The organism is Thalassotalea agarivorans (assembly GCF_030295955.1).
Classification (GTDB): Bacteria; Pseudomonadota; Gammaproteobacteria; order Enterobacterales; family Alteromonadaceae; genus Thalassotalea_D; species Thalassotalea_D agarivorans.
In genome coordinates, this window is sequence record NZ_AP027363.1 from 2,539,210 (window position 1) to 2,553,509 (window position 14,300).

Consider the following 14,300-nt stretch of genomic DNA (forward strand, 5'->3'; position numbering starts at 1 on the left):
TAACATGTCACTTTTTAAACCAAATTCTGTAGCACTTGCTATTGCGAGTGTTCTTTTTACCTCTTCTGCTTTAGCGCAAGAGGAACAACCGGCGCAAGAAACAGACGTCGAAAAAATTGTTGTAACAGGCAGTAATATTAAAGGCGTTGATCTAGAAGGTATGCAACCCATGGTTGTGTTATCGGCTGAGGATATAAAATCTTCAGGAGCCTCAACAGTGTCTGAGCTGATGGTACAAATTACGCAAACGCGCGGTGGTACTGGCTCATTTAACACTTCTGAAAGTGGTGCTACTTCAACCTCTACTCCGGCTGGTCAAGCTGCCGCTTCGCTAAGAGGCTTAGGCGCAAGTTCAACACTTACATTAATCAACGGCCGTCGCGTAGCTGCAAGCTCGTTTGCTTCTGGCACGCAAAACTTTGTCGATGTAAACAGTATTCCATTAGCAGCAATAGAGCGTATTGAAATTTTAGCGACAGGCGCATCAGCCACGTATGGTGCAGACGCGGTCGCCGGTGTAATTAATTATATTCTGAAGAAAGATTACGACGGCGCTGAAATTAACTTGTCGTACGGTAATAGCTTCGCCGATAGTGACGAAGGCAAATACAACATTAACTTTATTTGGGGCACTGAAGTACTTGGCGGTCAGTTGACCTTGTTTGCAGATTATTTTGATCGCAATAGCTTTAGCGCACAAGATCGCGACTACACGGCAACGCCAGTGTTAGAAAGCAACTATTCTTATCTGCCCAAAGATACGCCGAACATCTACTACCTTTCTTCATACTCTGGTTTAGATGAAATCGGCGCGCCAAATTGTAAAACGGAGTTTGTGACTACTGAATTTGGCGAAGAAATATGTGCTTATTATCGCAATGAAGATGATGAACTATTAAGCGCTTTGGAAGCGGGCTCTACAGGTTTGATCTTCAGTAAAGAATTCGGAGATATTACTTGGAACACCGACTTTTTTTACAGTCATAACAAGTCAGTTGCAGTATCCTCGCCTGCGCCAATAAACCGAGTGGATGATACTGAAGGTCCATTTGTACCAGTATCGGCACTTGACGTTTTCGATGACGAAACACGCGACGCATTGCTTTACGATATGTGGATTGAAGATTTTGATTCCTTGCTTGGCAGAGTTATTGATGAAGGCTTTATGTTTGACGCCAGATTCTCTGATCCTCGTACCATCGAAATCGAAACAAACTCCTTCAGACTTGTCTCAGGACTAAGCGGCGTAATCAACGATTGGGATTGGGAAAGTGCCATCACTCTATCTAAATCTGAATCGCAGCAAGAAGCGGTAAAAGGCATCTACAATCGCTACAAATATCATGCGGCTTTAACAGGTGAACTTTGTAACGATGGTTCAATTGCAAATTTTGACGGCGCCAACTTAAGCTGCGCAGCGGGCGGGCTTGCAGGAGTTTACAATCCATTTTTAGAAGGCGATAGCGCCAACAATGCAATTTTAGCGCTTGCGCAAGAAGTGCCAACACGTGACGGTGAAAGTACCGTTTACGCTTGGGACGCCAAAATTTCTGGTGAATTGTTCGAGCTTGGAAGCGACTACGTAAGATCAGCCTTTGGTGTTGAAGTGCGCAAAGAAGAAATCACTGATACGCCATCAATGAACGCTGTGGCAAGAGCAGAGAACGAATATCTTGTTGACGTGTTTGGCTTTGGCTCGAGTATTTCAGCTGCAGATAGAACGCAATATGGCGCTTTTGCCGAATTTTTTGTGCCTGTCACTGATCAGTTAGAAGTGCAATTAGCCGGTCGTTACGATCATTATGATGACTTTGGCGGAACCTTTAACCCGAAAGTTAGTTTTAGTTACAGACCATTTGATTCGTTAATCATGCGCGGTTCATGGTCAACCTCTTTTAGAGCACCTTCTTTAACCCAAGCCGGTGTGAAATTGCGCACCACCACAGCAACTTTTGATTGTGGTTCAAACCAAGCAGTAGCAGATTTGTATTGTGAAGGCTTTGGCGATGAGCGCAGCAACAACGTACTAGAGCTTGGTAACAGTGCATTAAAAGCAGAAGAGTCAGAGGCTGTAAGCTTTGGCTTTGCCTTTAGCCCAAGTAATGACACCACTCTTTCTGTCGATTATTGGCAGTTCGAACATGATGACCTGGTAGATACAGATATGACAGCGACATTGGACGCTGCTATCACCGACAGTAGCCTGCGCCATTGTGGTATTGTGCCAGAAGGCGAAATGGGGATTTCATATGAAGAAGATCTGTGTCTAGTGACAGATTTAAGCGGCCTAACAATTGAACAGGATGGTGCTAACTTAACTGAAATCTTGGATGAATGGGTGGCATTCGACAACCCTCGTTATGCTGAATTACCGCTTTATCGCGATCATGTTATTCAACTTGAAAACACTGGTTCACAATCGGTGAAAGGAGTTGACCTTGCCTTTGAACAATACTTTGATTTTTCGGCAGGTACTTTGTCATTCGATATCAATGCAACACATTACATTGAGTTTGACCGCAACAAGCCGGGATCAGATGAAATCGAAGCGTTAATCGGCACATGGCGTTACCCTGAAAACATCGCGAGCTTGCGAGTTGGTTGGTCACAAGATAACTTCTACGCAAGTATCACCGCGGATTATACCGATAGCTATGCAGATGATATTGATGGCCTGCGCGGACGCAATATCGATGAGTTAGAAGATTTGGGTGAGCTAGATAGCGAAGGCCAACGTGACGTTGAATCATGGACCACCATCCGTGCCAATATCGGATACGATTTCGACAATATGAATATCAACTTCACAGTGAATAACTTACTTGATGAAGAGCCACCTGTGGCTTACGGTTCATCACGTGGTTACGATTCATATAATCACAATGCGCTTGGCGCAAACTATCGCGTTTCTTTTACTTACTTTTTTAAATAAACGCACGCAGGTGGCTAGTTATTCTAGCCACCATTTTTCTCTCACTAATTTAGTGCTTTAATTAGTAATAACTCTATAGCCATTTTGGGTAAACGAAATGACTCAATCTTCGCAAGACACTGCTGCTAAGAGAATGCCTGATGCATTCATTATTTTATTTTTTGTAGTACTAGTTGCAGCAATATCAACCTACTTTATTCCTGCAGGAAAATTTGAAACCACGATTGATGCTGACACAGGCAAAAAAGTACTTGTTGCCGATAGTTATCAGGTTGTTGACGACTATCAAAGTGTCAAAGTGTTCGCCGATGGTGATGGCGTAGGCTTTATGAATTTTGCCTTTGAGGGCATGGTTTCCGGCGACAAATGGAGCTCTGCCATCGGCGTCATGATCTTTATCATTCTTACCGGTGGCGCGTTTGGCATTGTAATGAAGACGGCCGCTGTAGATAACGGTATTTTGGCGCTAATCAAAAAAACGCAGCATCTTAACGTACTATTTATTCCCATTCTGTTCGTGATTTTTTCTCTTGGGGGCGCGATATTTGGTATGGGAGAAGAGGCTATCGCTTTTTGTATCGTCCTCTTGCCTCTTATGCTAGCCATTGGCTATGACTCCATCACAACAGTGCTAGTCACCTACGTTGCCACTCAAATAGGATTTGCCGCCTCATGGATGAACCCTTTTAGTGTCGCAATTGCACAAGGAATAGCCGATGTACCGCTAATGTCAGGTATGCAGTTTCGCATGGTGATGTGGTTTGTACTAACAACCATAGGTGTTATTTTCACTATGCGATACGCAGCTAAAATAAGAAAGCAACCTGAACTATCGCCAAATTACCTGGTGGATAAACAGCACAAAAACACGGCGGATAAACCGCAAACACAGCAATACTCTTGGGTAGATACTGCAATTTTACTCACCTTTTTCGCTGCTATCTTATGGGTGATTTATGGTGTGGTTTCTAAAGGGTACTATATTCCTGAAATTGCTAGTCAATTTTTTACCATGGCGGTGGTAATTGGGTTTATCGCTGTCCTCGCCAAACGACTCCACGTCAATGAAGTAGCAGATGCATTCCAACAAGGCGCAAAAGATTTATTACCTGCAGCCATGATAGTCGGAATGGCAAAAGGTATCGTTATAATGCTAGGCGGTGACCAAGCAGATCAGCCAAGCGTTTTAAATACTATTCTGCACGCTACTGGCAACACGTTAAGTGAACTGCCAGCGATGTTATCTGCGTTGTTCATGTTTGTATTTCAATCGATTTTCAACTTCTTTATTGCGTCAGGCTCCGGGCAAGCAGCATTAACTATGCCCCTGATGGCACCATTAAGTGATATAGTTGGCGTCAATCGACAAATTTCAGTACTAGCCTTTCAACTTGGCGATGGTTTAACTAACCTGATCATTCCTACTTCCGCGTCATTAATTGGCTGTTTAGGGGTCGCTAGAATTGAATGGCTAGTATGGGCGAAATTTATTATTAAATTTATGGCAGTTATAATGTCGAGCGCTATGCTATTTATAATTTTGGCCGTACTGATCAATTTCAGTTAACAGTCAAAGCAAAGGATTCTTTATGAAGTTAATTCAACAGGTTGATGTATATGCACCTGATTCATTGGGCATTAAAGATGTACTCATTGCGGGCGAAAAGATAGTCGCCATTGAAAATGATTTATCTAGTTATGCATTACCTGACGTAGAAGTCATCGATGGACAAGGACAAATTCTTGTACCGGGATTTGTCGACTCGCTTGTTCACATCACAGGTGGTGGTGGTGAAGGCGGCTTTGCAACTCGCACACCTGAAATGTCTGTTGAAGACGCATTAAAAGGCGGCGTTACAACGGTTATAGGGGTACTTGGTACTGATTCTATCAGCCGAAGCTTGGAAAATTTACTAGCAAAAAGCTACGCCTTAGAAGAACAAGGTATTTCGGTGTTTAGTTACACCGGCTCGTACCATGTACCGGCGGTTAATGTCACTGGTTCTATTACCAAAGATATTATGATGATAGAAAAGTTCATTGGCATTGGCGAAGTTGCTATTGCTGACCATAGAGGTTCACAATTGACTGTAGCCGAACTTGCAAGGCTTGCATCAGAAGCGCGCGTCGGCGGTATGCTATCAAACAAAGCAGGTATAGTTAGTATCCATGTGGGGGATGAAGAAAGTGGGCTATCGCTATTACACAGTGTGGCTAACGAAACCGATATTCCTATTACGCAGTTTTATCCTACCCATATCAATCGAACAGGCGAACTTTTAGCGAAGGGTATTGATTACGCAAAACAAGGTGGATTCATCGATTTAACCACTAGTACAAATGAGCAAATTCTTGCATCTGGCGAGGTAAAGGCCGCTAGAGCACTAGCAATGGCTTTAGAGCAAGGCGTGCCAGTCGCGAACATCACCATGAGCTCCGACGGCAATGCAAGCCTGCCAGTATTCGATGAAGCGGGTAAGTTAACGGATTTACAAGTGGGCGAAGTCCGTAGCCTTCATGAGGCTATGGTAGAAGCAGTAAAAGTGCACAAAGTTGATTTATCGAGCGCGTTAGCAAGTATTTCTAGTACGCCTGCAAACATCTTAAAGCTAACGAACAAAGGAAGAATATACGTTGGCGCGGATGCTGATTTAAACTTACTAGATAAAGAAAGTCTTGAAATAATTTCCACAATTGCCAAAGGCATTTCGCACTAAGCCAATAGAAAAATAGTAAAAAAAAGAGCGACTATTAGTCGCTCTTTTTATATCAAATATATGATTTTGGATTAACCACCAAAGTCATCTAACATGATGTTTTCGTCTTCAACACCAAGATCTTTTAGCATGCCGATAACAGCTGCGTTCATCATTGGTGGACCACACATGTAGTATTCACAATCTTCTGGCGCTTCATGGTCCTTAAGATATTGTTCGTATAATACGTTGTGGATGAAACCTGTTAAGCCATCCCAGTTATCTTCAGGTTGAGGATCAGAAAGTGCTACATGCCAATCAAAGTTGTCATTTTCAGCCGCTAAGCCATTAAAGTCATCTTCATAGAACATTTCACGTAATGAACGCGCACCGTACCAGAAAGAGATCTTACGCTTAGAGTGAAGACGCTTAAGTTGGTCAAAGATATGTGAACGCATTGGCGCCATACCTGCACCACCACCGATAAAGACCATTTCTGCGTCAGTTTCTTTGGCGAAGAACTCACCAAATGGACCAGAAATCGTTACCTTATCACCTTCTTTTAAGCTCCAAATGTACGACGACATTTTACCCGCTGGCAAAGATAGATTATTAGGCGGCGGCGTAGCGATACGCACGTTAAGCATAATAATACCTTCTTCTTCAGGGTAGTTAGCCATTGAGTAGGCACGAAGCGTGTCAGTGTCTACTTTAGATTCGATATCGAAGAAGCCAAAACGCTCCCAGTCACCACGATATTCTTCTGGAATATCAAAATCACTGTATTTAACGTGATGGGCAGGTGCTTCGATTTGAATATATCCACCCGCACGGAATGGTACAGATTCACCCGCTGGGATAGCTAATTTAAGCTCTTTGATGAAGGTTGCTTTGTTATCGTTAGAGATAACTTCACATTCCCACTGTTGAACACCGAAGATTTCATCTTCTAGTTCAATATCCATGTCTTGCTTAACCGCTACCTGACAGGATAAACGACAGCCTTCTTTCGCTTCACGCTTTGTAATGTGGCCAAGCTCTGTTGGCAGAATGTCTCCACCACCTGAGTGAACGTGTACACGACACTGACCACATGTACCACCACCACCACAGGCAGATGGTACGAAAATACCTTTGTCGGCTAATACGCCTAAAAGCTTACCACCAGCAGCGGCTGTAATGCTTTTATCCGGGTCGCCGTTAATTGCGATGTTTACGTCACCCGTTGATACTAACTTAGACTTAGCAAATAAAATCACTAAAACTAATGCTAGTACTATAACTGTGAACATCGATACGCCGAGAATAATTTCCATCGACTTTTCCTTTGCTATTCTACAAGAGAAGGTAAGTTAACCTCACCTTCTACGTTAACCTTACAGTGAAATACCACCAAACGATAAGAAACCAAACGCCATTAAGCCTGCTGTAATAAAGGTAATACCTAAACCTTTCAGACCGTCAGGAATATCTGAGTATTTCATTTTCTCACGAAGACCCGCTAGCAATACGATAGCAAGTGCCCAACCGATACCAGAACCAATGCCGTAAACGACACTTTCACCTAGGGTTAAGTTTTTCGCAACCATAAACGAAACAGCACCAAAAATTGCACAGTTAACTGTGATAAGTGGTAAGAAGATACCTAGCGCTTGATACAAAGCTGGGAAGTACTTATCAAGTACCATCTCAAGAATTTGTACTAATGCCGCAATTACACCAATGAAGGTAATAAACGACAAGAAGCTAAGATCAACTGTTTCTGCTGGATCTGTAATTCCTAGCACACCATCTAACGCACCTGGCGCTAAGATCGCTTGATAAATAATTTGGTTAACAGGAACCGCTAAACCTAAAACAACGATAACCGCTACACCCAAACCTATCGCTGTGCTTACTTTCTTAGATACCGCTAAGAAGGTACACATACCTAGGAAGAATGATAAGGCGATGTTCTCGATGAAAATCGTTTTAACAAGTAATGATAAATAATGTTCCATCGTGACTAGTCCTTCTCAACCTGCTCTGGCTTCCATTGGCGAATTGCCCAAATGATCAAGCCAATAATGAAGAATGACGAGAATGGTAAAACTAGTAAACCATTCGCTTGATACCAACCACCGTTTTGAATAAGCGGTAGGATTTCGATACCGAACAAGGTACCAAAACCTAGCAATTCACGGAAGAAAGCAACGGCGATTAAGATGAAACCGTAACCTAAACCGTTACCGATACCATCTAAAAAGCTCACACCTGGCTTTTCTTTCATTGCGAACGCTTCTGCACGACCCATTACGATACAGTTGGTGATAATCAAACCAACGAATACCGACAGCTCTTTTGATAGCTGATAAGAGAAGGCTTTCAATACTTGGTCAACCACGATTACAAGTGAAGCGATAATCGCCATTTGCACTATGATACGTACACTTGAAGGAATGTGGTTGCGGATGATTGAGATAAACAAGTTCGAAAATGCTGTAACAAATACTACCGCTAACGTCATTACTAACGCGTTAGCCATAGAACTTGTTACCGCTAGCGCAGAACAAATACCAAGTACTTGTAATGCAATCGGGTTGTTATCAAAAATCGGTTTAGTTAAAACTTTGCTGTTTTCTGAAGACATTAGTTAAGCCCTCCACGATTTTTCTTGATGAAAGGTAAATATCCTTCTGCACCAAACCAGAACTGAAGCGTGTGTGTTACGCCGTTACTTGTTAGCGTAGCACCTGATAATGCATCAACACCGTGGATGTCATCTTCTTTAGCGCCGCCTTTAACAAGCTTAGCTTCAACAACATCACCTTCGCCGTAGATTTTCTTACCTGGCCATAAAGCAATCCACTTAGGGTTCATCACTTCCGCACCAAGGCCCGGAGTTTCTTTATGATCAGAGTAAATGACGTTTTTAACAGTGTTTAAGTCGGCTTCTAAGCCAACATAGCCGTGCATTAGGTCCCATAAACCAGAACCTACAATCGGTAATACTACTGTATCTACTACACCAGCACCGTTACGCACTAAGTAAACTACCGCGTCTTTTGAACGACGATTAATACCGGCAATATCATCTTCTGGCTTGTCTGATAACTTTGTATCACGCGCATTGCGACGCTCATCAAATAATTCAGGGTTGCCTTCAATGTATTCACCTGAGTCCAAATCAATCATTTTCGCTTCAACAAATTGTTTGAATGTTTGCTGAATTGAAGATTTAGATTGATCTTCAGGCAAAATACCAGCCGCTTGTAAAATTTTTGTTTGTTGGTCTAATAGCTTGTTTTCTACTTGCAATGGCTTTAATTGAACCGCTGCAAAAGATACTAACAATGCACAGACCAAACAAACTGCAACAACAAAACCTACCGTTCTGCCGAATGATTCTTTATTAGCTGACACGAGCGATCCTCCTTTTCACATTCGACTGAACCACAAAGTAGTCGAATAAAGGTGCAAACAAGTTAGCGAATAGAATTGCTAACATCATACCCTCAGGGAATGCTGGGTTAACAACACGAATAAGTACAACCATGACACCGACTAAAGCGCCGAACCAGTATTTACCCGTATTGGTAAATGACATAGTTACCGGGTCAGTTGCCATAAACATCATACCGAATGCAAAACCACCAACAACAAGGTGCCAGTACCAAGGCATTGCAAATAATGGATTGCTTTCACTACCAATTGCGTTAAACAATAACGAGGTAACAACCATACCGCCAAACACAGCAAGTACAATTCTCCACGACGCGATACCTTTATAAAGGATATACGCACCGCCGATAAATATAGCGAGTGTTGACACTTCACCTACAGAGCCTGGAATGAAGCCGTAGAATGCATCCATCCAACTTGCAGAGAAGATAGGCGCATATTCAAATGCTCCAGTTGCTGCAGCACTTAATACTGTTGCACCAGAGAAACCATCTACCGCTACCCATACTGCGTCACCAGAAATTTCAGCTGGATAAGCGAAGAATAAGAAAGCACGACCGGCTAATGCAGGGTTTAAGAAGTTCTTACCTGTACCACCAAAAATCTCTTTAGCAATGACAACACCGAATGTAATACCGATAGCTGCTTGCCAAAGTGGAATAGTTGCAGGAAGAATTAAGGCAAATAGAATTGAAGTTACGAAGAAACCTTCGTTTACTTCATGCTTACGTACCGCCGCAAATAATACTTCCCAGAAACCACCAACGATAAACACCGTCATATAGATAGGTAGGAAGAAACAGGCGCCGTAAAGCATCATGGTAAACCAACCACTGTCAGCACTTAACTCGCCACCTAGCATGTGGAACAAACCCACTTGCCAAGTATCAGCAAGGCTATAGCCTGCTTGTAGTGCATCTACGGCTTGGTAACCGATGTTATACATACCGAAAAACATGGCTGGGAATACCGCAAGCCATACTGTGATCATAATACGTTTTAAGTCGATGCTGTCACGGATATGCGTTTTACCCTTAGTTACATAACCAGGAGTAAACAAACCAGTAGCAATCGCTTCGTATAAAGCAAACCACTTTTCATGTTTGCCGCCTTTCTCAAAATGCGGCTCAATATCTTCAATAAAGGTTTTTAAGCTCATGTCTAACCTTCCTTCTCAATCGTGGTTAGGCAGTCACGAAGGTACACACCGTAATCTGTTTTACCTGGGCAAACAAATGTACATAGTGCTAAATCTTCTTCGTCTAGCTCAAGCGCACCTAAAGATTGTGCACCATCGGTATCGCCAGCCACTAAGTCACGTAATAACAACGTTGGTAAAATATCTAATGGCATTACGCGCTCGTAGTTACCAATTGGTACCATGGCACGAGGAGAACCATTCGTTGTTGATGTCATGTTGAATAATTTCTTCGGGAAGAAATGGGACATATAAGCACGTGTCACAGAGAACTTGTTAGGACCTGGATACATGTAACCGATAAATTCTTTTTCGCGGCCTTCTAGAATGAGGCTCACTTGCACATGGTAACGACCAAGATAAGCATGAGGTCCCTGTGCCGTAGTACCTGATAATAATGAACCAGATACAACACGTAATTCACCGTCTACCGCTTCACCTGCAACAAGTTCATTAGTACTAGCACCTAGAACTGTGCGTACTAAACGAGGATTTTGCGCAGCAGGGCCTGCAAGCGCTACAACTCTCTCGCTATTAAGTTCACCTGTTGTGAATAACTGACCAATAGCAATAACGTCTTGGTAGCCTACATGCCATACGAATTTTTCCGCACCGACAGGCTTAAGGTGATGAATATGAGTACCAACCAAACCAGCAGGATGCTTACCTGCAAATTCGTGTACCGTTGCAACACTATTTGTCGCAACTTCAGCATTCGGTGCTTTAGCAACAAATACTTCACCTTCAGTTAAACGAGATAAAATGGTAAGTCCGTCTTGGAAAGCTTGCGCTTGCTCAGCAATAATCACTGCAGGATCTGCCGCTAGCGGGTTAGTATCTAACGCGCTAACAAAAATTGCTTCTGGTTGAGCATCAACAGCAGGAATCTTGCTATATGGGCGCGTTCTAATTGCAGTCCATAAACCCGAATCAACTAAGTTTTTCACCACGTCTTCACGGGACACACTTGGTAATTCAGCTGCAGCAAACTTTGCAAACGTTTCTTGCTCTTCGCCGTCAGCTTCAATGACAACAGATTGCAAAACACGCTTTTCACCACGGTTAATTTCTTTAACCACACCGGCAACAGGAGCTGTGAATTTAACGCCAGGATTCTTTTTGTCTTCAAAAAGTACCTGACCTTTTTTTACGCGATCTTCAACACGAACATGCATTGTAGGTCGCATACCCACAAACTCTTCACCTAGCGTGGCAACGGTTTTGATGGCTGGGCCATCATGGATTACTTGCTGGGGAGCACCATTAACAGGAACATCCAGACCTTTTTTTATTGTAATCATAAACACTTGCACTACTTTGATGGGAGTTAAAGACAATAACTAGACCTAAAAAAAAGCGTTCAAGTTTCCCTAAACAGCTCTTTTACAAAGGAAAATCATTGCCCTAAGTGTATTACGGCAGCAACAATTTCGTTAGAAATCAAAGCCACCAACGCTTAAGTTAAAAATTTCTGGCGCGAATTCTATCAAAAACTATCCTTTTTAGCTATCAAAGAAAGCATTAAATATCGGTGATATTTATCATACTTAAGTATAACTTTTACAAACAAAAAAAAGCGCCAAGGATATTCCATGGCGCTTTTGTTGTAGTCGCTTAAATTCGCCTACTTTAAAGTTTAGACAAGATTATTTATTTCTGCCAAAGGAGACACGTCTTGATCATAATCAACGCCTGCAACATCAAAGCCAAATAGTTTCAAAAACTCTTGGTGATAGCTGGTGTAATCGGTTAACGAATCGATTGTATCAGTGGTAACACTATCCCAAATATCTTCAACGCGCGCTTGCACGTCGTCAGCTAATTCTTTGTAGTTTTGGCTAAAACGGCCCGCTTCATCAAATCGAGGCGAATCGCTGTAAAGGTTTTCATTAAACAAGGCTTGGATTTGCTCAATAACACCTTCATAAGTGCCATCTTCTTTCATTACCTTAAACATCGCTGAAATATAGAGCGGCATAATTGGAATAGCTGAGCTTGCTTGTGTAACTACAGCATTCAATGACGTGACATAGGCTTTACCCGGAATGCTTGCGCTGTCACTCATTGCTTTTGCAGCGCGATCTAAATCTTCTTTCGCGCGACCAATGGTTGCATGTCCATAAATAGGCCAAGTCAGTTTTTTACCAATGTAAGTATAAGCAGTTGTTTTAAAGTCTTGTGCTAATACACCAGCGTCATTAAGCGCATTAATCCATAATTCCCAATCTGCGCCACCCATGACGTCGATAGTACCTTGGATTTCTGCCTCATTTGCTGCTTCAACCGTCACTTCATCAATTTCACGTTTTGATGTATTTAAGTTTTTCGTCGTGACTGTCTTGCCAATAGGTTTAAGCGTAGAAGAGTATACTTCACCGGTATCAGGATCGGTGCGACGAGGAGAAGCTAGTGAGTAGATTACTAGATCGACTTGGCCTAGTTCTTCTTTAATCACGTCAATTGCTTTTGCTTTAACTTCATGCGAAAAGGCATCACCATTGATATTTTTCGCCCAAAGACCTGCCGCATCTGCTGCATTTTGAAAAGCTGCTGTATTATACCAACCAGCGCTAGCTGTTTTCTTTTCTGTCGGCGGCTTTTCAAAAAAGATACCTAATGTTTTTGCACCACTGCCAAAAGCAGCCGTAATTCTTGACGCTAGGCCGTAACCCGTTGATGCACCAATCACCAGCACATTTTTAGGCTGGGTACTAGGTTGTGTTTGGCTTTTTACATAATCAATTTGTTCTTGAACATGCGCAGCACATCCTACAGGGTGCGCATTAGTACAAATAAAACCACGAATTTTTGGCTTAATGACCATTCTATCTACCTTCTTAATTAGGTGGTTAGGTGAAATGATGCATAGTTTACCTTGCTTTCATTCCAGAGAGGTACGAGCAGTACAAAAAAGGGCAAACTCTCGTTGCCCTTTTATTTATCTATTTTGATAATACTCTTTAATGGTTAAATCGTTGTAACCACGAATTTGTAATAGGAATTCGCTATACGACACCCATACTTTTGCAAAAGCTTCATCGTTTGCTACTTGTTCTTCGATGACTTCAAAGGTTGTTGCTTTTAACGCTTTAACGACAGCGTCAGGAAATTGCTTCACTTCAACGCCATGCTTTTCTTTTAGTTCTTTCAAAGCGGTTAAATTACGCGCATTGTATTCATCTAGCGTATCTTCATTCACTGCTCTTGCAGCAACTTCAACGATTTTTTGCAGATCACTTGGCAAGCTATTAAACGCTTCTTCATTTATCAAAAACTCTAAACTTGCATTGGGCTCATGCCAAACCGTTGAATAATAATGATCTGCTGCTTGATAAAAACCAAAGGCTAAATCGTTGTATGGACCTACCCATTCGGTTGCATCAATAGCACCACTTTGCAATGAAGAAAAGATTTCGCCGCCTGGCAAGTTAACAGGAATACCACCCGCTTTTTTAAATACTTCACCACCCAAACCTGGGATGCGCATTTTTAGCCCTTGCAGATCGTCAATACTATTAATTTCTTTTTTAAACCAACCCGCAAATTGTGCACCCGTATGGCCCCCTGCCAAAGGAATAATGCCAAATGGTTTATACTGTTCACGCCACAATTCTATGCCGCCACCATAATGTAACCATGCATTAAGTTCTGTCGCTGTCATACCAAAAGGCATTGCGCCAAAAATAGGTGCTGCAGGTATTTTACCTTTCCAGTAATAAGGGCCACTGTGGCCCATTTGCACGGTACCACTAGAGACCGCATCAAACACTTCAAATCCAGGCACCAGTTCGCCAGCACCATAGACTTGCACGGTCAAACGACCATTGGTCATTTCGTTTACATACTTTGCAAATTTCTCTGGTGCCATACCTAAACCTGGAAAGTTTTTCGGCCAAGACGTCACCATTTTCCATTTATAGGTTTGCTGCTCAACTGTTGAGGCTTCGCTTACTGTCTGCTCTTTTGAGCAACCGGCTACAAACAGCACCACCAAAGATGCTAACGCGACAACTCGTGTTTTAAATCCCATAAC

The 14,300-nt window shown here is 42.4% G+C and carries 11 protein-coding genes; 3 read left to right on the forward strand and 8 right to left on the reverse strand.

From position 1 onward, the window contains the following. The first annotated feature begins 4 nt into the window (after window positions 1-4). The 3 genes from QUD85_RS11615 to iadA all read left to right on the forward strand — a co-directional run bounded on the left by QUD85_RS11615 (window position 5) and on the right by iadA (window position 5,649). Window positions 5-2,932: a TonB-dependent receptor domain-containing protein gene (locus tag QUD85_RS11615; RefSeq protein ID WP_093326937.1), complete on the forward strand. Its 2,928-nt coding sequence runs from the start codon at window positions 5-7 to the stop codon at window positions 2,930-2,932. Window positions 2,933-3,029: 97 nt separating this feature from the next. Continuing rightward, a complete protein-coding gene (gene yfcC / locus QUD85_RS11620; protein WP_093326935.1) occupies window positions 3,030-4,499 on the forward strand; it encodes a putative basic amino acid antiporter YfcC in 1,470 nt (489 codons plus the stop codon). Window positions 4,500-4,521: 22 nt separating this feature from the next. Beyond that, entirely contained in the window at window positions 4,522-5,649 is a 1,128-nt protein-coding gene (gene iadA / locus QUD85_RS11625; RefSeq protein ID WP_093326933.1) for a beta-aspartyl-peptidase, read from the forward strand. 71 nt (window positions 5,650-5,720) lie between these two features. Here iadA and nqrF read toward each other — a convergent pair whose 3' ends face one another. The 8 genes from nqrF to QUD85_RS11665 all read right to left on the reverse strand — a co-directional run bounded on the left by nqrF (window position 5,721) and on the right by QUD85_RS11665 (window position 14,297). Further along, on the reverse strand, window positions 5,721-6,944 hold the full coding sequence (nqrF, locus tag QUD85_RS11630) for an NADH:ubiquinone reductase (Na(+)-transporting) subunit F (protein ID WP_093326932.1): 1,224 nt from the start codon (window positions 6,942-6,944) through the stop codon (window positions 5,721-5,723). A 60-nt stretch (window positions 6,945-7,004) separates the two neighbouring features. After that, window positions 7,005-7,628, reverse strand: a complete 624-nt coding sequence (gene nqrE, locus QUD85_RS11635) for an NADH:ubiquinone reductase (Na(+)-transporting) subunit E (protein ID WP_093326930.1) — start codon at window positions 7,626-7,628, stop codon at window positions 7,005-7,007. Window positions 7,629-7,633: 5 nt separating this feature from the next. Next, a complete protein-coding gene (locus QUD85_RS11640; protein ID WP_093326928.1) occupies window positions 7,634-8,257 on the reverse strand; it encodes an NADH:ubiquinone reductase (Na(+)-transporting) subunit D in 624 nt (207 codons plus the stop codon). Continuing rightward, window positions 8,257-9,030 carry a Na(+)-translocating NADH-quinone reductase subunit C gene (locus tag QUD85_RS11645; protein ID WP_093326926.1) on the reverse strand — a complete coding sequence of 258 codons (774 nt, stop codon included), beginning with the start codon at window positions 9,028-9,030 and terminating at the stop codon, window positions 8,257-8,259. Before QUD85_RS11645 ends, QUD85_RS11640 begins: the two co-directional genes overlap by 1 nt. After that, window positions 9,020-10,228 (reverse strand): NADH:ubiquinone reductase (Na(+)-transporting) subunit B, encoded by a 1,209-nt coding sequence (locus tag QUD85_RS11650; protein ID WP_093326925.1) that lies wholly within the window; start codon window positions 10,226-10,228, stop codon window positions 9,020-9,022. The genes QUD85_RS11645 and QUD85_RS11650 overlap by 11 nt, the downstream gene beginning before the upstream one ends. A gap of 2 nt (window positions 10,229-10,230) precedes the next feature. Further along, entirely contained in the window at window positions 10,231-11,568 is a 1,338-nt protein-coding gene (locus tag QUD85_RS11655) for a Na(+)-translocating NADH-quinone reductase subunit A (RefSeq protein ID WP_093326923.1), read from the reverse strand. A gap of 335 nt (window positions 11,569-11,903) precedes the next feature. Continuing rightward, on the reverse strand, window positions 11,904-13,091 hold the full coding sequence (gene fabV, locus QUD85_RS11660; protein ID WP_093326921.1) for an enoyl-ACP reductase FabV: 1,188 nt from the start codon (window positions 13,089-13,091) through the stop codon (window positions 11,904-11,906). A gap of 114 nt (window positions 13,092-13,205) precedes the next feature. Then, complete coding sequence (locus QUD85_RS11665; protein WP_093326920.1) at window positions 13,206-14,297, reverse strand: TRAP transporter substrate-binding protein; 1,092 nt, start codon at window positions 14,295-14,297, stop codon at window positions 13,206-13,208. Window positions 14,298-14,300: the final 3 nt, after the last annotated feature.